A 23492-nucleotide genomic window follows, 5' to 3' on the forward strand; every position below is an offset into this window, starting at 1 on the left:
TTGACGGTCGCAGCGAGATTAGATTAGGCTAAACCTTTAATCTAATTCTGTCAGTAGAATCTCAGTGGCTGTCTTCCCTGAGAGTGTCAAAGACTCATAAAAGCCTTAAGTATTAAATTGGGATCAATTACGTGAACTTATCCAAAATATTTATGCTGCTGAAATACATTAAATTATGAATTATTTAAGCCCCCATACCTGAATACTGTTTTAAACCCCTACGCCATAAAAAACGATTAGCGCCTAAAAATAGGAGAAACCAACCGGCAATTGATAAAAATCCTCTGGTTAAATCTACAGGTAGTCCTACCAAAATACTCGCTGGAAAATTAATCATATAGGGAAAAGGTGTCCACATAACTATGTTTCTGACGTTTTCTGGAAAGACATCCAAAGGTGCTATCAAACCTGATAAAAATACAAAAAACAACAACCATAAATTTTCTAAAGCTGCGGCTTTTTCTGTCCAAAATGCAAACATAGCAAAGGTATGTTGAATTATAAATCGTAAAGCAAAAGCCATAATTACCGCTAATATAAATAGTAATAAATTAGCTATACTTGGCAACCAAAAAGCTTGGGGATATAAAACAAAAAAGAATATTGATAGAATTAATACAAAAGGCATTCGAGCAAATCTTTCACCAATATGATTCGCAATATGATGCCAAACTGGATCTAAAGGCTGTAATAATTTTGGTGAGAGTTTACCTGTTAATACTTCCCTTTCAAAGTCATAAATTACCCAAACAATGGTGATTTGTCTAGCCAGAAAAACTGCGAAAAAGTATCGAGCAAAATCAACAGATTTAAAAGCAAATTTACCACTGTCAGCAGCTTGTACCCATATACCCATCATAATAATTGGTAAAGAACCAGCTAAAACCCAGAATATTAATTCTGACCTATATTCCAACATATAAGTATAGTATACTGATAGTAAAGTCAAGAATTTTTTAATATTTTTTTTCATAGTTATCAATGGTTAAATCCTTTTTGAAAAACTCTACCAATTACTTCTTCTACTGGTGGTTCTGTGACTGTTAAATCTACCACTTCCAAATCGGCTAAAATTTGGGAAACAGTGCGAGTCATGGCTGCTTGTGGCACAATAAATCTAACTGCTCTTCCTTCTAGCATTTGTACATCACCATAGGGCATAAGTTGTTCTAGTGATAATGGTTGAACTAACTCTACATAAATTTCTCGATAAGGAGCAAAACTTGCTAATAATTCATCTAAGCTACCATCATACATTAATTTTCCTTCGTGAATTAATAACACCCGTTCACACAAAGCTGTAATATCAGCCATGTAATGACTCGTTAATAATATGGTTGCTTGATATAGCTGATTATATTCTTTTAAAAAGTTACGTACTCCTGCTTGAGCATTAACATCTAATCCTAAAGTTGGTTCATCTAAAAATAAAACTTGGGGACGGTGTAAAAGTGCTGCTAATAGTTCAGCCTTCATTCTTTCACCTAATGATAATTTTCGCACTGGTTGAGTTAATTTACCTGCTAAAGCCAGCATTTCTGTTAATTCCCCAACTCGACGCTGAAATTCTTTGTCAGAAATATTATAAACTGCGGCGTTAATTCTCAGAGAATCTAGGGCTGGTAAATCCCAAATTAATTGCTGTTTTTGTCCCATCACTAAAGTGATTTTTTGTAAAAATGCTTCTTGACGATTAAAGGGAACAAATCCACCAACTTTAACTGTACCTTGAGAGGGATGAATTAATCCTGTGAGCATTTTCAAAGTTGTAGTTTTACCTGCGCCATTGGGTCCCAAAAAACCAACAATTTCTCCAGGCTCAATGCTAAAAGAAACATCCTGAACAGCGTTAATATTGCGATAAGTCCGGCGAAAAAAGTGGCTAATTGTTCCCCCTATCCCTGGGTCTTTAATCGCTACTGGATAGGATTTACTCAGGTTTTCTGCTATGATAATTGACATAAAAAATTTATTTCCTTCTGCCTGATAACGTTGAGTTTCTCCCCTCTACTAATGATCGCACAAATGGCGAGGAGAAAGCTTGTCCCCAGGAGAATAATTTTCGTCTGAATTTTCTAGTTCCTGATTATTCTGTAAATAATCTTTTATCCAATTACAAGCATAATCTAAGTCGTTAGTAGCAAAGATTTGGGGTAAATTCCAGATAATGGCAGTGCGATCGCCACTAACGGATACTAAACTTTTGCCCATCTGCGGAGGTGCTTTAATCCGAATTAAACTCCCTGGTTTGAGTAATTCTGCGTAAGCATCGCTTTCAACAGGAGGGCGTTCAATATAAAAGCAGGAATTGAATGGTAGTGGATCACCTGGTAAGGTAATATTTTTCTTCATTCACTTGAGGGGGAAATATTTTGTTTCTGATCAGAAATAATAAAGTTTGATTGCGATCCCCAAAAAAAGAGGCTCAAATCTCTTAATTGACATATACTGTCACAAGTCTAGTTAAGTAGGTGAACGGAAAAAAACCGTAGACGCGAAGCGGCTTCTCGAAGAGTAATATGTAACGGAAAGTAAAATCGCCCAAACCCTCTTCACTCTTCCCTCTTGCCTCTTGCCTAGTGCCATAACAACGATTTTCCATGCTAACCTACTTACTTATAATGAGTGACAGAATTTTGAGCCATCTACCAAGGGTTTTAACTTTTACAATAGGCCAGTAAAGCGGCTATCGGTTTGCAGAATTTTGAGGATCTGCTTAATTTCTTGGGTACGGTCTTTTTTAACTACTAGGGTAACATTGCGATCGCGCACAATTACCACATCTTCTAAACCAATAGTCACAATTACATCATCAGGATTGGAGGCATAAACAATTGCTCCTTGGGTATCTAAGCCCACATGAGTAGCAAGTTCTACATTAGGATTATCGGACTGCTTCAGTAAACGTTCAATAGCATTCCAATCACCCAGATCATCCCAACCAAATGCTACAGGCAAAACATAAGCTAGACTGGTTTTTTCCATCAGCGCGTAATCTATACTTTTCTTAGGTAACTGGGGATAAATATCAGGGCCATGTTGTTCTAAAGGTTTAATAATTTCTGGTGCATGGGTGCGTAATTCTTCTAGAACCACACCGGCTCGAAAAACGAACATACCACTATTCCAGCTAAACCGTCCCGTTGATAAAAAAGTTTCTGCCGTTTCTCGGTCGGGCTTTTCAGTAAATCTGTGAACATGATAGGCTGGCAAGTTATTAAAGCTACCTATTTTTTCACCTTGTTCAATATAACCATAGCCAGTTGAGGGGAAATTAGGTTTAATCCCCAAAGTCACAATTGCTGCTTTCTTAGTTGCTAAATCCATCGCAGCGGCTAAAGTTTCGGCAAATATCTCCTGGTCAGCAATCCAGTGGTCAGCCGGAAAAAAGCCAATAATAGCGTCTTCCCCGTAACGCTTTTTAATTTCTAAACTTGTCCAAGCAACAGCAGCAGCAGTGTCTCGACCCTCTGATTCAATGAGTAAATTTGCAACAGGCAAATCGGGAAGTTGTTCTCTGACCCCTTGAGCAATGGGACTAGACGTAATTACCCACAAGTTTTCCCAACCCCCAGCCAGAGTTAACAATCGATCAGCAGTTGCTTGTAGTAAGCTTCTAGAGCTACCATCAAGGCTTAAAAATTGTTTAGGTCGGTCTAGTCGGCTCAAAGGCCAAAAACGCTCACCTTTACCACCAGCCAGAATCACAGGAAAAAATAAATTATTCATGTTGGCATATACAGATAATTCAGAACAATATACAGCAGAGAACAGACAACAGGGAACAGGCAACAGGGAACTGCTTTGAAAGTCTTTTGGTCTATGGCTTGTCCCCTAAATTTTGTCCCGGATAGCATTAGTCAGCTATTGGCTAACATTCACTGAAGCCTTATTTAGCTGAAATCTGCTGTAAGTCTACATTTATTGACGTTTGGATCATCTTCACTGATGAATTTTGGTGGTCAATTATGTTTCAATTATTACCTATTAAAACTATGAGGACAGCAACACCCAACAAAATCTCAGATTAGCTTTTCACAAAATCTCAAATTTGCGTAGTCAGTTTCATCTCGCAATATTTGTAGCTTGTATTAACATAACTTTAAGGAGTGGTTGAGTGGGGAGAAAATTGTGATTAAACAAGTTCAATGGTCAGAAAATCAGGTAGCACCTCAACAAGTACCAACCTCAGAACCGGAGGTGTTACAGCCACCAGTTCAATGGTCAGAAAATCAGGTAACACCTCAACAAGTACCAACCTCAGAACCGGAGGTGAAACCAAAACAATCAATTAACTCTTCTCGTCACGTCGTTGAATCCGTGGGAGCTATTCCCAACGAACTCTATGACCGCTTAGGTTTATCCGTCCCCCGCTGGTTACTGTGGGTATTAACCATTGTTTTAGGGGTAATTTTATCTGGATTACTAGCATCAAGTTTGGCACTATGGACTCCTCTATGGAGTAATCTCGACCAAGCGAAAGATGATGAATTCGGTGCGAATAAACAAGACCAAATCAAAGTACCGGGAGATTTATGGACTAAGCTTTCTCAGTACAAACTATCAAAACCCATGAACATTTTAATTATGGGTATTGAACCGGTGCCAGGGACTGTAGATGGTTCACCGGAAAGTTTTGCTGGTAAAAGCGATACCATGATGTTGGTGCGGCTAAATCCCAGTGATAAATCCATTCGCTTGCTGTCAATTCCCAGAGGGACAATGATAGCGATTCCCGAACAGGGATTAACTAAGGTATCTGAAGCTAACGCTAAAGGTGGTCCAGTTTTAGCCGCAAGAGTAGTTAGTCGGAGTTTAAATAATGCTCCCATAGATCGGTATATCCGCATTTCTACTAGCGGATTTCGGGAATTAGTTGAACAGTTGGGTGGAGTAGATGTATTTGTCCCCCAAACTATGAATTATCAAGATCAGGCTGGTGGCTTTGCCGTAAATTTAATCAGCGGTTGGCAAAGTCTCAATGGTGAACAAGCAGAACAGTTTGCCCGCTTTCGTGAAGAAGGTATGGGGGATTTACCAAGAGTCCAACGACAACAAGCACTGATAACTGCTTTAATGCAACGTCTCAACAGTCCCACTGTTTTACCCAGGTTGCCCCAATTAACTCGCTTAATGCGGAAGTATTTTGATACCAATCTCAAAATGGAAGAAATGATGGCATTGGCAAATTTTTCCGTCAATGTAGAACGGGATCATTTCCAAATGGCAATGTTACCTGGTACTTTTAGTAAACTCAGTCAAGACCCCAATAGCTATTGGTTAAATATGACTGGCCAACAAAGCTTATTAAATGATTTTGTTGGGGTAAATGTAACTGGGATTAAATCAGATACCAGACCCGTTTCTATCCAAAGAATTGCCGTTCAAAATACGACTAATCAACCCCAGCTAACGGAAAAGGTCATTACCTATCTTAAACAGAAAGGTTTTACTAATGTTTACCCAGTTCCAGACTGGCCAGATAGCCAACGTCAAACTCAGATTATTGTCCAAAAAGGCAACCGACAACCAGGAATTGACTTGCGACAAGTTTTAGGTTTAGGACAAATCGAAGTTTCCGGAAATGGTGATTTGGAATCTGACCTGACAATTCGCATTGGTAAAGATTGGAAATAGTCAGTGGTCAGTGGTCAGTGGTCAGTGGTCTAGAAAAAACGACTGACAACGAACAACTGACGACTGACAACCAACAATTAACAAATTTATGAACAAGATTTTGTTGAGATTTTTAAGTTTGATATTCATTTTTATTTTGGTGGGATTTTCGGTAATTATGAATCCCGAACCAGTTTTTGCTCAAGTTAATACCATTAATTACAATAATGCTAATTTAGAAAATCGGGACTTTTCTCATACTAATTTAGTTGGCGGAACTTTTGTCGCAGCCGAAATGCGGGGAACAAATTTTCAAGATGCAAATTTAACTAACGCCATTTTTACTAAAGGCGTTTTATTAAAAGCCAATTTAGAAAGTGCAAATTTAATGGGCGCTTTAGTTGATCGTGTTACCTTCGATAGTGCTAATCTAAGAAATGCCATTTTCACAGAAGCAACTTTAACCCGCAGCCGTTTTTATGATGCTGATATCACTGGTGCTGATTTCACTGACGCATTAATTGACCGTTATCAAGTATCCTTACTCTGTCAAAGGGCTGATGGTGTGAATCCGGTAACTGGTGTTTCTACCCGCGATAGTTTGGGTTGTCGGTAGTTGGCTGTAGTATAATTTTTTAATTACAACCTGCTACTGTTTTAACAGGGTATAACTATGGATAAGAAAAATTTTGAAGCATTTACAAATTTACTACCTAATAAAAAAAACGCTGTTGACCTTTGTGGTCAAGAATTTATTGATTGTTTAGTCGCAAAAGGTATATACGCCAAAGATGATGAATTTTGGCGACAGGTTAATCAACACCTGGAAGTTCCTGATCATGCTTACAATACCAAAAAAGCTAGAGAAAAAGAGGAAAAAGAACGCGAAATAGCAGAATCTAAAGCTAGAGAAATAGCAGAAAACGAAAGACTTTTTGCTAACAAAAAAGAACTATACAGTAAATATCGGGAAGGATGGACAATTACTGTATTTGCGCTTCCAGCAGCAGATAAATATGGAAATAAATTTGTGGCTGAATGTAGTAAAGAACCAGATTTTAAAAAAATTACCTCGTTTGTAAAATCCCAAAATGAAGCTTATAGTGATGCTTGTAATTTAGTAAATTCTTTTGAACAGGAACAAGAAAAATTAACAATTTTTTTACAAAAATATAAAGTTATCAAGAGTTTATACTTAATGAGTATATATCTTTCCGGTGAGGATGAACATAATTCATACATAGGAAATAACGAAAATAAGAAATGCAAAGAAAACTTTATTGGAGTTTCGTTTTGGAATGGATTTGATTTTAAAATATTGGAACAATTAAAAGCCGAAAATTTATTAACAATGTCTGGAAGTCGAGAAGCCTTAACAGTTACTAAAGAAGGAATAAAACAAGCAAGAGATATTCTAAAAAGACTTAATTTAGACGGTGTAAGTTTGCTGCTAGATCAACGTGAATATCATGAAGAATACATTAGCTATGAAAGTCAGTTAGAGGATATTTGAATCAGAATTTTATAATTAAGCAAAATGAACAAAAGATGACGATTTTCCACATTAATTTTTCGGTAAATAAATTCTACATTTAGATTTAATTAAACAAGAAACAATTTTACTGTATCATGTCAAAAATCTGCGATATTTGTGGTAAGGGAGCTTGTGAGTACGTTAAAGCTACCGCGTGGTGGGGAAAACATCTCAGCTACTCTGATAAATCTAGAAAAAATCAACATTGGACTGCGAAAATAAGGGAAGATATAAACCAATTAACTGCTGATATTTGTAAAAAATGTACAGATGATAATTTATCAAATTTGATACATTTCCATCAAGAAGTACCAGAAGAAGTGTTAAACAAACGCTCTCTTGAGGAGAGACGGGAAAAATATCCGAATGAGTCGGGTTTAAAATCACTAAGAATGACATTTACGGGTGGAGTTGAAGATATTTACTGCGATATTTGTCAAAAACCTTGTTTTGAGAAACACCTAAAATTAAAATCTGAGTGGCAATATCCAGATCAATCACACTTAACAGCTTATATGTGTCCTGAATGTGTTTCCGAACATTTAACAGGACAAATTAAATTCTCGATTTCTGGTTAGATATTCTAATGATATGCAATTTACAAGAGGTTTCTAGGTATTATTCGTGAATGAACAAAAACAAGATCAAAAACCCTCTCGTTCCTTTGCTGGTATTGCTGGTATCGTTGCCGCAGCAACTTTAATTAGTAAAGTATTTGGTTTAATTAGGCAGCAAATAATCGCGGCTGCTTTTGGAGTCGGTGCGGCAGCTACAGCTTATAGTTATGCCTACATTATTCCCGGTTTTCTGTTAATCTTACTTGGTGGTGTAAATGGACCTTTACATAGTGCCATTGTCAGTGTTTTAGCTAAACACAAAAAAGAGGAAGCTGCACCTATTGTAGAAACCATAACAACTCTTGTGGGTGGGTTGTTATTAGTGGTGACATTTGCCCAGATTTTCTGCGCTGAGTATATTGTTGATTTTGTGGGTCATGGCTTAGAAGCAACTACAAGAGCGATCGCTATCCGTCAAATCCAAATCATGGCCCCTTTAGCCTTATTTGCTGGCTTAATTGGCATTGGATTTGGGACTTTAAATGCAGCTAATCAATATTGGTTACTATCTATTAGTCCTTTATTATCTAGTATTACTGTTATTATCGGTATTGCTATTTTAGCAGGACAATATGGTAAAGAAATTATTAATCCTGAATATGCTTTAATCGGTGGCATGGTATTAGCATGGGGGACTTTGGCAGGAGGAATTCTGCAATGGTTAGTCCAGTCAATTGTGCAATGGCGCTTAGGATTAGGGAAATTACGCCTGAGATTTGATTTTAAATCTCCCGGTGTGCAAGAAGTAATTAAAATCATGACTCCCGCGACAATATCATCAGGAATGATGCCAATTAATGTCGCTACTGACCTTTATTTCGCTAGTCCTATTGTTGGTGCAGCCGCAGGTTTTAACTATGCTAATCTTTTAGTTCAAACTCCCTTGGGAATTATTTCTAATATTATTTTACTGCCTTTATTACCAACATTTGCTAAACTTTCTCACCCAGATAATTGGGGAGAACTAAAATTACGCATTCGTCAAGGACTGTTATTAACTGCTGTTACCATGTTACCTTTAGGGGCTTTAATGGTGTCCTTAGCTGTGCCAATTGTCCAGATAGTTTATCAACGGGGAGCATTTAAACAAGAAGCAACTCAGTTAGTATCTTCGCTATTAATTGCCTATGGAATCGGAATGTTTGTTTATCTAGGGCGTGATGTTTTGGTGAGGGTATTTTATGCTTTAGGTGATGGACAAACACCTTTTAAAATTAGTATATTTAATATTGTTCTCAATGCTGTATTAGATTTAATATTAGTTGAACCTTTTGGTGCGCCTGGATTAGTTTTAGCTACAGTTGGAGTTAATTGTAGTTCAATGTTGATGTTGTTATTTTTGCTCAATCGCAAACTTAATGGTTTACCTTGGCAAGAATGGTGTGTACCAATCTTGGGGTTAACTGTTGGGAGTATAATTGCGGGTTTAGCTAGTTTTGGAACTTTGGTTGCTTCTCGACAGGTGTTAGGTAAACAAGATTTAATTAGTTTACTAATAGAATTATCCATATCTGCTTTAGTAGGAATTGGAGTATTTACCATAATTGTTTCTAGAATGAATATTCCAGAAGTGAATACCTTTGCCATGAAGATGCGACAAAAGTTTTTGAAGAAATAAATAAATTCCAGCAAAATTCGGCATTGCTGAATTAACGGATAAAAGTCAAATAGTTTATTTTATTCATCTAGTTCCCAGTCTCTGACTGGGAATAAATTCTAGAAGGCTCTGCCTTCAATGATATTAGAGGCAGAGCCTCATCAACTGCATTCCTAGTCAGAGACTAGGAACGAGATAAATGAGTTATGGAGGGTTTGAGCTTAAGTTGACACCTATGAGCTTTTGCTAAACCCCTACCTACAGAATCAAATGATTAAGCCGTGTTGAGTATAACAGAGTTGAAAATTCTTGTGTCATTCTGAAGTTTTCGGTATAATAAATATTTTGAGTTTAGGAAGTCACGTTATGGATCCATTATCCTTGTTGGGTAAAGCTGTTGAAGTTGGAAGCTCTTTCTTGGCTTCTTCTGATGCTGAAGTCTCCTATGGTGTGCAAGATAATTTACCAGAAGAAGTTAAGCAAGTCATTCAACGTTGCGCTCCTAAACCTGTTGCTCGCGTAGATTATAAAGAAAGCAGTAAATTTGGACAGCGATACAAGTGCTATGACGAACGTGGTGTCTTTATGGGTCGGGTAAAATATCGTCACGGAACATGGAGTTGGGAAAGCTGAAATCGCTAGTAAATAGCTCTTATGTGTCATTTTGATACTTTCCCAAGAAATTTACTGTTGAGAAGATGCTTGAAAAATTGCTACTTTATTCACATCAGTCAATTTTAAAAGTTAGGATAGATTTTAAAATAGGAAAAAAGTAATCAAGTTATTGTGACTTTTTTCCTATTCCCCCCAGACGAAAGTTAAAAACTTTATTCTTCTTCTTTATCCCATCTTTAAAATGGTGGTTTTCCTTAACCCTAATCCACCCTAAGATTAATTTTATATATTTTTTTGGAAAGTCTTTACCCGTAATTTGCTGTAACTACTTGTGTTAGTTACAAGTTATGCTTAAAATGTCATTTAGCACCTATCGGAAAACTGAAATTCGGGCTAAACTCATTAATTAGCGGTGCTATTTTTAGTTACCACGTTGATATTTAATTTTACAAGAGGTTATGGACAAAAGTCCAACAGATGGCAGTAGCATCCTCCTCTAAGCTGGCGAGACAGTCTCCCAGCGCGGGGGAGACATTAGGAGATTTCTATTATGCTTACACAGGAAATTCGTAATTCCTTGGATATTGCTGACTTAAATCAGCTTAAATGTGACTTGAATTGTTTACAGCCCGTAGATGTGGGCGAGTATATCACCCAATTGCCCGAAAAACAAAGGGCGATCGCTTTTCGGTTACTCAACAAAGATCAAGCCATAGATGTCTTTGAATATTTACCCACAGAAGTACAGGAAGACCTGATTAACTCCCTCCACGATGCCCAGGTAGTAGACCTTGTTGAAGAAATGAGTCCTGATGAACGGGCATATTTATTTGATGAACTACCAGCAGGAGTAGTCAAACGCCTATTACAACAACTCAGTCCCGAACAAAGACAAGCCACAGCTACGATTCTTGGCTATCCAGAAGGGACTGCTGGGCGGGTAATGACAACGGAATATGTTCGCTTGCGACGAGGTTTAACTGTTGGTGAAGCCCTCAGTAAAATCCGCTTGCAAGATCAAGATAAGGAAACAATTTACTATGCCTATGTCACTGATGATAATCGCAAATTAGTTAGTGTTGTTTCTTTGCGTCAGCTATTATTTACCTTTCCCGATGTCTTAATTAAAGATATTGCCAGCGCCCATGTTGTCAAAGTCAGAACAGAAACCTCCCAGGAAGAAGTCGCCCGGATTATGCAGCGGTACGACTTAATCGCCATGCCTGTGGTTGATAGAGAAGATAGATTAGTCGGTATTATTACGATTGATGATGTCGTTGATATTTTAGAAGAAGAAGCTACAGAAGATATTCAAAAATTAGCAGGGGTCAGTGGTGATGAAGAGGCCTTATCTCCCGCACAAGTCACGATTCGGAAACGGTTGCCTTGGTTATTGGGGATTATGGGATTGTATATTGGTGCTGCCAGTGCGATCGCTCCTTTTCAAGAAGTTATCGCCGCTGTACCTGTCCTCGCCGTGATTATGCCCATATTTTCTAACACAGGTGGCACTGTAGGTATCCAAGCTCTGACTGTCACCATTCGCGGTTTAGGTGTAGGGGAAGTCACACCCGCAGATACGGGAAAAATTCTCCGCAAAGAACTTTTAGCCGGTTTAGGAACAGCCGTAGCTTTAGGGCTGACAATGGTGGCCCTTTCCCTGATTTGGGCTAAACCCCAAGAAAGATGGGTAGCTTTAATAGCCGGGGTAGTTATGGCCACTAATACAATGGTGGCTGTTACTTTAGGAACTTTGTTACCAATGGGTTTGAAGCATTTAAAACTAGATCCAGCTTTAATGAGTGGTCCATTAGTGACAACAATGCTAGATACCATCGGTTTTTTAACTTTCCTCAGTATAATATCTGTTGCTTTAAAGGTGTTTCATTTACAATCTTGAAACTGCTGGATAAACCGAAAACTTCAATAAATTAAGGGTTTTCAGTTTAGAAAGGTGAATTAGGTGCATCGCTTTCCCAACTTTGAGACTTTTCTTACTTCCTTCTTCCTTCTTCCTTCTTCCTTCTTCCTTCTTCCTTCTTCCTTCTTCCTTCTTTCTGACTCCTGACTCCTGACTCCTGACTCCTGACTCCTGACTCCTGACTCCTCTACTTATATGCCTACTACTACCTGGAATCGTCATCATATTCTCACACTTGCTGACTTCACAACGGCTGAATATAACGCCGTTTTACAAACTGCGGCTTCTTTTCAAGAGGTACTATCCCGACGGACAAAGAAAGTCCCCACTTTACAGGGACAGGTAGTAGCAAATTTATTTTTTGAACCTTCTACCCGCACCCGCAGTAGTTTTGAAATTGCGGCAAAAAGACTTAGTGCGGATACCCTCAACTTTGCCGCAGCTACATCTTCTATGACCAAAGGCGAAACAATTCTTGACACAGCAAAAACCTATTTGGCAATGGGAACTGATATTATGGTAGTCCGCCATAAGGATGCAGGAGTTCCGCAAGCGATCGCTCAAGAAATGGATCGTTTAGGTGTAAAAGTTAGCGTCCTCAATGCCGGTGATGGACAACATGAACATCCATCTCAAGGATTATTAGATTTATTTACAATTTGTAGTTTAATTGACCCTGCACAACCCAAAATTCAATCATTACAAGGTAAAAAAATTGCTATTGTTGGCGATATTTTACACTCTCGTGTAGCCCGTTCTAATATTTGGAGTTTAATCGCTAGTGGTGCAGAAGTACATCTGTCCGCACCTCCCACATTATTACCTAAATTCTTTGCTGAATATTTAGGCGTAACAGAAAATATAGCTACACCACGCAAGCTATCAGACCGGTTATTTACCCATTGGCAATTAGAACCAGCTTTGGAAAATGCTGATTTTGTCATGACTTTGCGCTTACAAAAAGAACGGATGACCGCCCATTTATTCCCTAGTTTAAGAGAATATCATCAACTATTTGGCATTACTCGTGCTAAGTTAAAACTATGTAAACCTCAAGTTAAAGTATTGCATCCAGGTCCAGTAAATCGGGGTGTGGAAATTAGTTCTGATTTAATGGATGATCCTGAATTCAGCTTAATTCAATCTCAGGTAACTAGCGGTGTAGCAGTGCGGATGGCACTTTTATATTTTATCGGTAGTGGTAGGGCTTAATTAATAATAATGCTGTCCCATTGGAATTAAACCAAAGATATTTGCAAAAACTGGTAACAAATATGCCTACTTTAAGAGTCAATTGTTTTACCTCTTTACCCATATTTTCCTTGCTGATAAGTGGAAGTTGGGTGTTCGTATGTGAATATAGTCCAGTTCAGGCTCAAACATCTAATAATATGCCAATATTCGCACAAGCAACATTGCCATATCTCCAGGAAATATCCATTAACCAGCAGCCATTACCGCAGTTACAACCAGGAAAATTCTATCAATCTCAAGGGACACAATATAGTCAATATAACCAAAACTTTGACCGATATTTTGTTTATGTTGATAGCAATAATTATGAAATTTTGCAGCGAGTTCTGCAAATTGAACCTAATGCCTATATTCGCAATTACAAGGGACGTAAGGTGATCCAATCTGGCATTTTTAATGGACAATCTAATGCTCAAAAACGGGTAAGAGAATTGGAATTTAATGGAATTTCTGGCGCGAAAATCGTTAATTCGGAAAATATAGAATTAACACCTAATTATTCGGTTCAACCAGTAATGTCTTATAATGCTCCCGGATATAATGATCAGAACTATCCAAATAACTATCAACAGGAAAAAAGAAATTCCTATTATGTAGTTATTCCTGGTAATGCTAATAGTTTACATTCTTTAGGTACAGAAATTCGCCAAAAAGTTAGCATCAATATTAATGTATTTAGGAGAGCTCAACCACTAGGAACGCATATAGCTGTAGGACCATTTAGCGATCGCTTAGAAGCAGAACAATGGAACAGCTATTTGAAAAATTCAGGTTACGGCAATGCTAGAGTTTATTACGGAAAATAAGGTAATGGGTAATGGGTAATTGGTAATTGGTAATTGGTAATTGGTAATTGGTGAAAATATTTGTCTTTCAACTGACAACTGACAACTGTACGGGCGAAGCATTTGGAGAACTATTTTTGGCAATGACCGATAATTTATCTTCCAAATGCTTCGCCCCTAAATGACTAAAGAACAATTTGTTGTTACCGCAGCCCAAATGCGGGATATTGAAGCCAGAATATTTACTGCGGGAATGCCTGTAGCAGCTTTAATGGAAAAGGTAGCGGGATTAATTTCCCACCGCTTACAGGCTATTATTTCCCCAGGGCAATGTGTAGGAATTTTAGTTGGTCCCGGTCATAATGGAGGAGATGGTTTAGTAGTAGCTCGTGAATTGCATTTTCGCGGTTATCAAGTTTGGATTTATCAACCTTTTTCCAAATTAAAAGAATTAACTTCCCAACATTTTCAATATGCACAAAATTTAGGAATTCCCTGTTATCAAGAAATTGCTGAATTACCAAGTTATGATTTTTTAATTGATGGTTTATTTGGGTTTGGGTTAGAAAGGAAAATTACTGATTCTATTGCTACTGCAATTAATTATTTTAATAGCAAAAATCAACCCATTATTAGTATTGATGTCCCTTCGGGTTTACATACAGATACAGGAGAAGTTTTAGGAACAGCTATTCAGGCAAATTATACATTTTGCTTAGGTTTATGGAAACAAGGTTTATTACAAGAACAAGCATTACCTTATATTGGTAAAGCCGAATTAATTGACTTTGATATTCCCTTAGCAGATATTCATGCTGTTATCGGTAATATTCCCCAAATCAAACGCATTACTAAAACAACAGCATTATCAACCTTACCTTTACCTCGTCCTCTCATTACCCATAAATATAAACAAGGACATTTATTATTAATTTGTGGTTCTCAACGTTATGCCGGTGGAGCAATTTTAACAGGTTTAGGTGCGCGAGCTTCCGGTATAGGAATGTTATCAATCGCTGTCCCCGAATCTCTGAGAATGTTGTTAGTTTCCCATTTACCAGAAGCGTTAATTATTGGTTGTCCCGAAACCGCAACAGGAGCAATTGCTAATTTACAATTACCAGAAAATATAGATATAAATTCATTTACCACAATTGCTTGCGGACCCGGTTTAACTAAAGATAATATTTCTATTATTCCCGAAATAATTAAATGTGAATGTCCTCTAATTCTCGATGCTGATGCTTTAAATATTCTGGCACAATTAGGAACTATTCCCACATTGAAATCACGAAAATCAGCCACTGTAATTACACCCCACACGGGAGAATTTAAGCGTTTATTTCCCCATATTGATTACACAAATAGAATCAAAGCCGTACAAACAGCAGCCCAAGAAAGTGGGGCTGTAGTCCTATTAAAAGGGGCAAGAACAGCTATATCTAATCCTCAAGGTGGTGTTTGGATAAATCCCGAAAGTACCCCAGCCCTAGCCCGTGGAGGCAGCGGTGATGTATTAACTGGGTTATTGGGTGGACTATTAGCGCAAATTATGAATAAAGAAATTTTTATAGAAGATATAGTCGCAACTGCGGCTTGGTGGCATTCCAAAGCAGGAATTTTAGCAGCACAAGCAAGAACAGAATTAGGAGTTGATGCTTTTACACTGACACAATATTTATTACCAGTCTTGAAGCGATAAAAAAAGGCAAAAGGTAAAGGGTAATAATTACCAATTACCAATTACCAATCACCAAATAACAATTACTTAACTGTTACCTTACCACCAGCTTCTTCAATCCGCTTCTTGATATCTTCAGCGGCTTCCTTAGTTACAGCTTCTTTAACTGCTTTAGGAGCGGCTTCTACCAAGTCTTTGGCTTCTTTCAGACCTAGACCTGTGATTTCACGGACAATCTTCAAGACAGCAATCTTCTTATCGGCAGGTACAGAATCCAAAATTGCATCAAATTCGGTCTTCTCTTCTACTACTTCAGCAACAGCACCAGGAGCAGCCATCATCATCATGCCACCACCAGTAGGAGCAGCACTAACACCAAAAGCTTCTTCAATTTGCTTAACTAATTCAGAAGCTTCTAATAAGGTCAAAGATTTCAATTGGTCTAAAATTTGTTCGGTTGCAGCAGACATGGATATAACTCCTAAAGAATTTTTGATTTGTTAGTTTTTTAGTTGTGAGTTGTCAGTGATTAATCTTCACTAACTACCGCTAACTCAGCAGCACTTTCAGAACTATCGCTATTTTCTTTTTCAGCGACAGCTTGCAAAGCGCGAGCCAAGGAACTGGGAACTTCGTTGATACCAACAGCCAGCTTGGTAGCCACACCGTTGATAGCACCAGCAATTTGAGCCATGAGTTGTTCCTTAGATGGCAAGTCTCCTAGAGCCTTGACATCAGCTTCACTCAGGACACGACCTTCCATGACACCACCGCGAATTTCTGATTTCTTGGTGGCTTTTTGGAATGCTTGGTAAGCTTTGATCGCAGATAAATCTTCTTTAACTAGCAGAAATGCCGAAGAACCGTTAAGTAATTCTGACATTGGCTGCCATTGTTCCTGATCCTTAATAGCAATGCCCATAAAGGTGTTTTTTGTCACCTTACAGATAGCACCACTAGGACGGAGTTGCCGACGCAAATCTGTGATTTCAGCAACTGTCAGCCCCTGATAATCAATTACCAGTGCTAAAGTTGATTCACTCAAAGAAACTTTAAGATCAGCAACTATTTCTTTCTTGTTTTCTAACGTTCTTCCCATACTTATCTCACCTCCAAGGGCAAAATCATCTTAGTTGTCAGTTGTCAGTTGTCGGTTGTCAGTTGTCAGTTGTCAGTTGTCAGTAGGGGCGAAGCATTTGGAAGATAAATTATCGGTCATTGCCAAAAATAGTTCTCCAAATGCTTGTCAGTTGTCAGTTGTTAGTTGTCACCTTTTTGCTGACACACGGAAAAAACTTAACCCCAGCTATCTTAGCCAGGGTTTCAAAGTAGTATTTTTAAGGCCGCAGTTATCAAACTTTTCTTGATTAAACTTCAGGCGGTTAAAATTACAACCTCGGCAGGGTATTAAGCTATTAGCACCTGCTGTCTCCGGCTTTGCTTATTTAATTTTGGTCATTGGTAATTTCTGATTATCTTCATCTACTACCAATTACCCATTACCAAACTATGCAGCGTCAGTTAGTTTTAACTCTCGTAGGGCGCTGATGTCAATAGAAATTGATGGACCCATTGTCGAGGATATATACAATGACCGCCAATAACGACCCTTAGCGCCTGAAGGACGGTTACGGTCAACTGACTCTTGTAATGCCTTGAGATTGATTAATAAATCTTCAGGTGAAAAAGCAGTCTTACCAAACATAACATGGACAATCCCAGTCCGATCAGCCCGATATTCTAATTTACCAGCTTTGAATTCAGAGATCGCACTAGCAACATCAAATGTCACTGTTCCACCTTTAGGTGAAGGCATCAAACCCCGTGGACCTAGTAATTTACCCAGCTTTGCTACCTGTGGCATCACATCTGGTGTAGCAATCAGCTTGTCAAAGTCCATCATGCCTTTCTGAATATCTTCAATGAGTTCTTCAGAACCAGCTATATCAGCACCAGCATTAGTTGCTTCTGTGACTTTTTCCCCTCTGGCGATAACTGCTACCCGAATTATCTGTCCTGTGCCTTTAGGTAGTGCTACCGTTGTCCGCAACTGTTGGTCTGTATATTTAGGATCAATTCCTAAACGGATATGAGCTTCAGCAGCCTCAGCAAATTTAGCGGTTGCTGTTTCTTTTAACAGAGCTAATGCTTCTAAGGGTGTATAATCCCGATCTTCTACTTTTTCTAGCAACGCCTGTAAGCGGCGTGATACTTTTTTTGCCATTTTTTTCTCCTGGGGTAATCTCGAAGTCGTGCTTCTCCCCCGATATGATTTTGTTATTAGTCAGTTGTCAGTTGTCAGTTGTCAGTTGTCAGTTGTTATTTTTTTATCTACTGTCACCTGTCACAGTTTCGCTGACGCTCACGGCGAAGCCTGTTCTCTGTCACCTAATCTGTGATTGTTACGCCCATGTTTTTAGCAGTTCCTTCCACGATATTCATGGCTGCATCAATATCATTGGCGTTGAGGTCAGGAAGCTTGGTTTGAGCAATTTCACGTAATTGCGTTCTGCTAATGCTACCAACTTTAGTTTTGTTGGGTTCACTTGAGCCTCTTTCAATCTTCGCTGCCTTGCGAATCAAAACTGATGCTGGTGGAGTTTTGAGTACAAATGTAAAACTTCTATCTTCATAAACAGAAATTTCTACAGGTATCACCATTCCAGCTTGGTCTGCTGTTTTGGCGTTGTACTCCTTGCAGAACATCATGATGTTAACACCATGTTGACCCAATGCAGGACCAACTGGCGGTGCTGGGTTGGCTTTCCCAGCATTCAGGGCCAATTTAATGACCGCTACTACTTTCTTCGCCATTTGTATTTAGCTCTGTTTTTTAACCTGATTAAATTCCAATTCTACTGGTGTATCTCGTCCAAAGATAGAAAGCAGAGCTTTTAGTTTACTCCGTTCTGGGGAAACTTCAATCACTTCGCCTTCAAAATCCTTAAATGGACCAGAAAGCACAACTATCTTATCACCTGTAGCCATATCAATTATGACTACTGGCTCCTGTTCCAAGGCTTGTTTGAATATGCGTTCAACTTCCGAAGGATTCAGGGGAACTGGCTTAACGTGACCACGGCCTCTACCGCTACCACGCTTCTGCTCTGCGCCCACAAAGTTAATCACGTGGGAGGTGTTTCTTACCACCTGCCATGTATCATCACTCATCGCCATTCGGACTAGCACATAACCAGGGAAAACCTTTTCTTCTGAAGGTAGACGTTTACCGTCCTTACGGATTTTCACCGTTGGGGTGTGGGGAATTTCCACTTGGACGATTCTATCAGCGACATCAAAAGTTTGGATACGTTGCTCTAAATTTGTCTTTACCCGTTTCTCACAGCCAGAGGCTACTTGCACTGCATACCAGCGGACTTCTTTGATCCCTGTTAAGAGTGTGTCATCTGACTGCAACTCGGAGTTGCGTGGTTCGTCTGTTGCAGAAGTCATCAGAACACCTGTTTTGCTGCCCAAGCGAACAATCCATCTACCAAATATATCAGAGAGGCGGAGAGTGTAACCATTAATAGTACAGCGGCTGATTCACTCACCAACTGTTTCCGACTGGGCCAAATTACTTTCTCAAGTTCTTCCTTTGTTCCTTGGAAAAAATTGTTTAAGTTAAACCCATTTTCGGTTTCTGGCATTTCTGCTTCATTTTTTTTGGCCACAGTCGTTATCCCCCCGTTTCTTAAATAGCCTAACCTTGTGATTTTTTTCAAGGTTTATAGCTTCGGCCTAAATTAACTGCCAACAGTCAAGCTATATTTCAAAAAAATTATACCCGAAATAATTGACGTTTTCTGCTGTTTTGGCAGTGGCGTTATTGCTTCGGGCAGTATTTTTCTTTTTTAGCGCGCCCTGGAGGACTTGAACCCCCGACATCAGGTTTTGGAGACCTGCGTTCTACCAACTGAACTAAGAGCGCACAAGCTTTTCTTGTTACAGTCATTGCGCTGAACTTTTTTTATTCTAACGCAATTTCGCTTCTGATTGTAACTTATTTTTTTTCTTTTGGCAAGTTAGCGGCAGATGCCGCTTGCAGACTGGGTTTTGTCTATTAATTCACCATTGGGAATTATAGAGGGCGGTCGAATCTTTGTTTAATGCGGGTTGCCTTACCGACGAGGGCGCGTAGATAATATAATTTAGCACGTCTAACCTTACCACGACGCAATACTTTAATGCTTTCAACCAGGGGAGAATGAAGTAAAAATACTCGTTCTACACCCACACCTTGGAAAACTTTACGGACTGTGATAGTTTCGTTGATGCCGCCATTGCGTCTAGCTATAACTACACCTTCGTAAGGTTGCACACGGAATTTAGTGCCTTCCTGAATTTTGATTCCTACCTTAACTGTGTCACCGACATAGATATCGGGTAAGTCAGATTTCATTTGCTCCGCTTCAATTGAGCGGATAATCTCTTGGGCGTTCATTACTTTTTATGTTTTTTGAAAAAACTCACAATCGTTAATTATAAATCTATAATTGCCAAAGAGTCCAGCTATTTATTGGAGGAGTCAGGAGTATGGCTAACGCCACGCTTCGCTATCAGGAGTTCAGGAAGAAGAAAGAAGAAAGAAGAAAGAAGAAAGAAGAAAGAAGAAAATTACCTAATGACAACTGACAACTGACAACTGTACGGGCGAAGCATTTGGAGAACTATTTTTGGCAATGACCGATAATTTATCTTCCAAATGCTTCGCCCGACAACTGACCAATTGCTGTTGTAAAATAGACAGTGTCAGGATTCAGGGGGAACCAGGTAACTGGTCATAAACGCCTATAGAGACTATTTTTGGCAATATTCAAGGTTTAAAGTCCAGCCAGCTAAAACAACTCCAGCGGCTGTACCATCAGCGGATATCAGGCGATCGCATTACGACTACTGATTTTGCTCAACGGCTGGCAGCCATTAGTACGGAAATTAATCAACCTATTTGTACTTATATCAATCGTCGTGGACAAGTGATTCGGGTTGGTGTAGGTACTCCGCGTCAAACGCAAATTCCGCCCTTAGAACTACCTCGCTATGGTGCAGAGCGTCTGAGCGGTATTCGTTGTTTATCTACCAATCTCAAGTCAGAACAACCGAGTGAGTCAGCCTTAACAGCCATGGCTTTACAAAGATTGGATGCTTTAGTAGTTTTTAATATTACTGGAGGAGGATTTACCAAGCGTGGCGGTGGTTCAACTGGGTACGTGAAAGAAGCTTATTTAGCGCATCTAGTAGCCAATAGCAAACAGTTGGTTGTGACTCAATCCGCTGGTATCAGTATCGGAGATGCTGATACATATTCCCACATCTCACCACCTCTGAGCTTAGATGCTTTGGCTGACCAGGATTTTCTGGACTTAGTGGCAAGTTTAGAAGAGGAATTTAGTCGGGAGTATGTAGCGCAAGAAGTAGACGCTGATCATGATCGGGTGGTAATTGTGGGGGTATTAACAGAAAATATCACGCCGCAACAATTCCAAGACATCATAGTGGAATTGACCCGATTAGTGGATACGGCTGGAGGTATTGTTTTACAAACCTTACAACAAAAGCGATCGCGTATTCATCCCCAAACAGTGATTGGTGAAGGTAAAGTCCAAGAAGTGGCGATCGCTGTGCAAACTCTAGGTGCTAATTTGGTAGTATTTGATCGTGATCTTTCCCGTTCCCAAGTTCGCAATTTAGAAGCACAAATTGGTGTTAGGGTAGTTGACCGCACCGAAGTAATTTTAGATATTTTTGCCCAACGCGCTCAATCTGGTGCAGGTAAATTACAGGTGGAACTGGCACAGTTAGGGTATATGCTGCCACGACTCACGGGTAAGGGTGAGGGTATGTCCAGATTAGGCGGTGGTATTGGCACAAGAGGACCTGGTGAAACCAAGCTAGAAACAGAACGCCGGGCTATTCAAAAGCGGATTTCTCGACTCCAACACGAAGTTAATCAATTACAAGCTCATCGTTGTCGGTTACGTCAACGACGACAACATCGAGAAGTTCCCTCAGTGGCTTTGGTGGGTTATACCAACGCTGGTAAATCCACTTTACTCAACGCCCTCACCAATTCGGAAGTATACACGGCTGACCAACTGTTTGCTACCCTTGACCCGACCACACGGCGATTAATAATTCCTCATGCGGAAACGGGCGCACCCCAGGAAACTTTGATGACGGATACTGTAGGGTTTATCCATGAGTTACCTGCATCTTTGATGGATGCTTTTCGGGCAACGTTGGAGGAGGTAACAGAAGCGGATGCTTTATTGCATTTAGTGGATTTATCTCATCCTGCTTGGTTGAATCACATTCGCGCAGTTCGGGATATACTCGCGCAAATGCCGATTACACCGGGTCCGGCGTTAGTGGCTTTTAATAAAATTGATCAAGTTAGTAGTGAAACACTGGCTTTGGCTAGAGAGGAGTTTCCTTTAGCAGTGTTTATTTCTGCTAGTCAGCGGTTAGGACTGGAAACTCTGCGTCAGCGTCTATCTCTATTGATTCAGTACGCTGTTGGTGATGATTGATAGTTTTTAGATCCCCGACTTCTTTCTCGTTCCCATACTCTGTATGGGAATGAATTTTAGAAGGCTCTGCTTTCAATGATAGCAGAGGCAATGCCAAGTTCCAGCATAATGTAGTAAATCACCTGCTTTTTTACCTCGCTTGATGGGGGAAATACGACGTAATGGGCGTTGATTTACGGTGCTTTTTTCCTGAATAGAGTCGAGAAAATCACTAACTAAGGAAAGCTGTTCTGGTGGTAGTTGGGATATCTGTTGTTCAATTTTTTGATGTAGTTCTAAATAAGTCATCTGTACCTCGTTTTCATAGGAAGAATGGGGATGATTTTATTTTATCTCTTTATTTTACAGCGATTCCTTCGGTGCGCTTCGCTATCGCACTCCCAAAAATCACACAAGCACTAAATTATCAATTTGCTGCACAGACTACTCATCATCATCTTGAACATTTTCTTCGTCAAATCCCAGCCAAAATAGTAGAACCTGTTCTAATTCCAGCATTTGTTCTGGTGTTATGTTTCCCAATTTGCGTAAAAGCTTTGCATGAGGAATTGTGATGATATTTTGCACATCAAATACTCCTTCCCGAAGAAAATTTGTTTTGACTTGCACCTCAAATCTTGAACTGCGTGAACTGGTTGTATGTGGAACAAGAGTCACTAATGCACGATCTTGATCTAGTGCAGGAATACTAATTACTAAACATGGTCTAACTTTTGCCACATAACCTAAATCTACTAGCCAAACTTCACTACGTTTAGGACTACTCATAGGTCGCTTCTTCCTCATCTAAATCAAGAAAAAGTCCCTCAGCATTCATGACTAAATCTTCATCAGATAAGGGCGAAAAATCTAAATCAACTGTCCGCTTTAAAATCTCTAATACCAAATCTAACCGTTCTGAGTCTGTCAAGCGGTCGAATGTATTCAGAAGTTCTTGTACTAAAGCAGTCATAGCTTTTTTCCTATATATGGAAATATCATAATATGAGCTTGATATGGCTCTCACAAAAATCTCACTATAAGCGATACCTTCGGTGCGCTTCGCTATCGCATTCCCAAAATCATCCCACAAGCGATACCTTCGGTCAGCTTCGCTATCGCATTTATCATGAAGTGACTCGATATACACTATCAGGACTTAAGCAACTGGCACATTGGCAAGGTGCATCAGACAGCAAAAATCTAGCAAATAAACAGATTGTTGATATCTGATACACCCTACAATTTTTGGTGTGACACTTGGGTAAGTCCTATTACCGTTCTATAAAACTTACCCAAAATTACCAAAGTCTAGACACATCTGGACAGCGATAACCTTAGTGTTTACTTCCTGCTTCATCAC

General features: G+C 39.3%; 27 protein-coding genes, 1 tRNA gene, 1 pseudogene and 1 other annotated feature. Of the genes and pseudogenes, 13 read left to right on the forward strand and 16 right to left on the reverse strand.

All coding sequences use genetic code 11. The annotated features are described in order from the left end of the window. Positions 1 to 184: 184 nt before the first annotated feature. The 4 genes and pseudogenes from AN490_RS02175 to AN490_RS02190 all read right to left on the reverse strand — a co-directional run bounded on the left by AN490_RS02175 (position 185) and on the right by AN490_RS02190 (position 3729). Positions 185 to 973, reverse strand: a complete 789-nt coding sequence (locus AN490_RS02175; protein WP_299999540.1) for an ABC-2 family transporter protein — start codon at positions 971 to 973, stop codon at positions 185 to 187. A 5-nt stretch (positions 974 to 978) separates the two neighbouring features. After that, the gene (locus AN490_RS02180) at positions 979 to 1962 is read right to left on the reverse strand and encodes an ATP-binding cassette domain-containing protein (RefSeq protein WP_299999542.1); all 984 of its coding nucleotides are present in this window, start codon (positions 1960 to 1962) and stop codon (positions 979 to 981) included. A gap of 237 nt (positions 1963 to 2199) precedes the next feature. Further along, positions 2200 to 2352, reverse strand: a pseudogene (locus AN490_RS02185) (AAA-like domain-containing protein); the annotation flags it as partial. A gap of 312 nt (positions 2353 to 2664) precedes the next feature. After that, a complete protein-coding gene (locus AN490_RS02190) occupies positions 2665 to 3729 on the reverse strand; it encodes a mannose-1-phosphate guanylyltransferase (protein ID WP_168632767.1) in 1065 nt (354 codons plus the stop codon). Positions 3730 to 4131: 402 nt separating this feature from the next. On the opposite strand from AN490_RS02190, the gene AN490_RS02195 reads away from it, so the two are divergent. The 7 genes from AN490_RS02195 (at position 4132) to mgtE (ending at position 11879) form a co-directional block, all read left to right on the forward strand. Further along, positions 4132 to 5637, forward strand: a complete 1506-nt coding sequence (locus AN490_RS02195) for an LCP family protein (RefSeq protein ID WP_041457517.1) — start codon at positions 4132 to 4134, stop codon at positions 5635 to 5637. 88 nt (positions 5638 to 5725) lie between these two features. Next, positions 5726 to 6232 (forward strand): pentapeptide repeat-containing protein, encoded by a 507-nt coding sequence (locus tag AN490_RS02200; RefSeq protein WP_299999547.1) that lies wholly within the window; start codon positions 5726 to 5728, stop codon positions 6230 to 6232. 57 nt (positions 6233 to 6289) lie between these two features. Beyond that, the gene (locus AN490_RS02205) at positions 6290 to 7129 is read left to right on the forward strand and encodes a DUF6429 family protein (RefSeq protein WP_299999549.1); all 840 of its coding nucleotides are present in this window, start codon (positions 6290 to 6292) and stop codon (positions 7127 to 7129) included. Positions 7130 to 7245: 116 nt separating this feature from the next. Further along, entirely contained in the window at positions 7246 to 7728 is a 483-nt protein-coding gene (locus AN490_RS02210; protein ID WP_299999551.1) for a hypothetical protein, read from the forward strand. A 46-nt stretch (positions 7729 to 7774) separates the two neighbouring features. Then, entirely contained in the window at positions 7775 to 9385 is a 1611-nt protein-coding gene (gene murJ / locus AN490_RS02215) for a murein biosynthesis integral membrane protein MurJ (protein ID WP_299999553.1), read from the forward strand. A gap of 345 nt (positions 9386 to 9730) precedes the next feature. Then, entirely contained in the window at positions 9731 to 9997 is a 267-nt protein-coding gene (locus AN490_RS02220) for a hypothetical protein (protein ID WP_299999555.1), read from the forward strand. A 532-nt stretch (positions 9998 to 10529) separates the two neighbouring features. Further along, a complete protein-coding gene (mgtE, locus tag AN490_RS02225; RefSeq protein ID WP_015078209.1) occupies positions 10530 to 11879 on the forward strand; it encodes a magnesium transporter in 1350 nt (449 codons plus the stop codon). Here the strand turns inward: mgtE and AN490_RS02230 are convergent. Beyond that, entirely contained in the window at positions 11868 to 12125 is a 258-nt protein-coding gene (locus tag AN490_RS02230; protein ID WP_299999559.1) for a hypothetical protein, read from the reverse strand. The two genes, mgtE and AN490_RS02230, sit on opposite strands and share 12 nt — an antisense overlap. On the opposite strand from AN490_RS02230, the gene AN490_RS02235 reads away from it, so the two are divergent. The 3 genes from AN490_RS02235 to AN490_RS02245 all read left to right on the forward strand — a co-directional run bounded on the left by AN490_RS02235 (position 12096) and on the right by AN490_RS02245 (position 15641). Then, positions 12096 to 13112 carry an aspartate carbamoyltransferase catalytic subunit gene (locus tag AN490_RS02235; RefSeq protein ID WP_299999561.1) on the forward strand — a complete coding sequence of 339 codons (1017 nt, stop codon included), beginning with the start codon at positions 12096 to 12098 and terminating at the stop codon, positions 13110 to 13112. The two genes, AN490_RS02230 and AN490_RS02235, sit on opposite strands and share 30 nt — an antisense overlap. 62 nt (positions 13113 to 13174) lie before the next feature. Continuing rightward, positions 13175 to 13960, forward strand: coding sequence for a hypothetical protein (locus AN490_RS02240; RefSeq protein ID WP_299999563.1), 786 nt, complete (start codon positions 13175 to 13177; stop codon positions 13958 to 13960). A gap of 160 nt (positions 13961 to 14120) precedes the next feature. Beyond that, the gene (locus tag AN490_RS02245; protein ID WP_299999565.1) at positions 14121 to 15641 is read left to right on the forward strand and encodes an NAD(P)H-hydrate dehydratase; all 1521 of its coding nucleotides are present in this window, start codon (positions 14121 to 14123) and stop codon (positions 15639 to 15641) included. 62 nt (positions 15642 to 15703) lie between these two features. Here the strand turns inward: AN490_RS02245 and rplL are convergent, their stop codons facing one another. Further along, a complete protein-coding gene (gene rplL / locus AN490_RS02250) occupies positions 15704 to 16090 on the reverse strand; it encodes a 50S ribosomal protein L7/L12 (RefSeq protein ID WP_015078215.1) in 387 nt (128 codons plus the stop codon). A gap of 59 nt (positions 16091 to 16149) precedes the next feature. Further along, a complete protein-coding gene (rplJ, locus tag AN490_RS02255) occupies positions 16150 to 16719 on the reverse strand; it encodes a 50S ribosomal protein L10 (RefSeq protein WP_168504489.1) in 570 nt (189 codons plus the stop codon). A 34-nt stretch (positions 16720 to 16753) separates the two neighbouring features. Between rplJ and AN490_RS02260 the strand changes: the two genes are divergently transcribed. Beyond that, complete coding sequence (locus AN490_RS02260) at positions 16754 to 16987, forward strand: hypothetical protein (RefSeq protein WP_299999570.1); 234 nt, start codon at positions 16754 to 16756, stop codon at positions 16985 to 16987. Further along, positions 16906 to 17073, reverse strand: a sequence feature (ribosomal protein L10 leader region). (Overlaps the previous gene by 82 nt.) Positions 17074 to 17127: 54 nt before the next feature. Here AN490_RS02260 and rplA read toward each other — a convergent pair. From rplA to rplS, 6 genes are all read right to left on the reverse strand, one after another. Then, positions 17128 to 17844 carry a 50S ribosomal protein L1 gene (gene rplA / locus AN490_RS02265; RefSeq protein ID WP_299999572.1) on the reverse strand — a complete coding sequence of 239 codons (717 nt, stop codon included), beginning with the start codon at positions 17842 to 17844 and terminating at the stop codon, positions 17128 to 17130. A 164-nt stretch (positions 17845 to 18008) separates the two neighbouring features. Continuing rightward, positions 18009 to 18434, reverse strand: coding sequence for a 50S ribosomal protein L11 (gene rplK / locus AN490_RS02270; protein ID WP_015078218.1), 426 nt, complete (start codon positions 18432 to 18434; stop codon positions 18009 to 18011). A gap of 6 nt (positions 18435 to 18440) precedes the next feature. Beyond that, positions 18441 to 19073, reverse strand: a complete 633-nt coding sequence (gene nusG, locus AN490_RS02275) for a transcription termination/antitermination protein NusG (protein WP_015078219.1) — start codon at positions 19071 to 19073, stop codon at positions 18441 to 18443. Continuing rightward, entirely contained in the window at positions 19073 to 19294 is a 222-nt protein-coding gene (gene secE / locus AN490_RS02280) for a preprotein translocase subunit SecE (protein WP_015078220.1), read from the reverse strand. Before secE ends, nusG begins: the two co-directional genes overlap by 1 nt. 184 nt (positions 19295 to 19478) lie before the next feature. Then, positions 19479 to 19551 (reverse strand) — tRNA-Trp (locus AN490_RS02285). Between the two features lie 150 nt (positions 19552 to 19701). After that, positions 19702 to 20064 carry a 50S ribosomal protein L19 gene (rplS, locus tag AN490_RS02290; RefSeq protein WP_015078221.1) on the reverse strand — a complete coding sequence of 121 codons (363 nt, stop codon included), beginning with the start codon at positions 20062 to 20064 and terminating at the stop codon, positions 19702 to 19704. A 349-nt stretch (positions 20065 to 20413) separates the two neighbouring features. On the opposite strand from rplS, the gene hflX reads away from it, so the two are divergent. Continuing rightward, the gene (hflX, locus tag AN490_RS02295; protein WP_299999592.1) at positions 20414 to 22150 is read left to right on the forward strand and encodes a GTPase HflX; all 1737 of its coding nucleotides are present in this window, start codon (positions 20414 to 20416) and stop codon (positions 22148 to 22150) included. Positions 22151 to 22222: 72 nt separating this feature from the next. Here hflX and AN490_RS02300 read toward each other — a convergent pair whose 3' ends face one another. The 3 genes from AN490_RS02300 to AN490_RS02310 all read right to left on the reverse strand — a co-directional run bounded on the left by AN490_RS02300 (position 22223) and on the right by AN490_RS02310 (position 23102). Then, a complete protein-coding gene (locus AN490_RS02300) occupies positions 22223 to 22438 on the reverse strand; it encodes a hypothetical protein (RefSeq protein ID WP_015078223.1) in 216 nt (71 codons plus the stop codon). Between the two features lie 135 nt (positions 22439 to 22573). Then, complete coding sequence (locus AN490_RS02305) at positions 22574 to 22918, reverse strand: type II toxin-antitoxin system PemK/MazF family toxin (protein WP_299999583.1); 345 nt, start codon at positions 22916 to 22918, stop codon at positions 22574 to 22576. After that, positions 22911 to 23102, reverse strand: coding sequence for a hypothetical protein (locus AN490_RS02310; RefSeq protein ID WP_041457523.1), 192 nt, complete (start codon positions 23100 to 23102; stop codon positions 22911 to 22913). Before AN490_RS02310 ends, AN490_RS02305 begins: the two co-directional genes overlap by 8 nt. Before the next feature lie 32 nt (positions 23103 to 23134). Here AN490_RS02310 and AN490_RS02315 point away from each other — a divergent pair, with 32 nt between their 5' ends. Next, positions 23135 to 23362 (forward strand): hypothetical protein, encoded by a 228-nt coding sequence (locus AN490_RS02315; protein WP_299999587.1) that lies wholly within the window; start codon positions 23135 to 23137, stop codon positions 23360 to 23362. Positions 23363 to 23492 lie beyond the last annotated feature (130 nt).

Source organism: Anabaena sp. AL09, assembly GCF_001672255.1.
Taxonomy (GTDB): domain Bacteria; phylum Cyanobacteriota; class Cyanobacteriia; order Cyanobacteriales; family Nostocaceae; genus Dolichospermum; species Dolichospermum lemmermannii.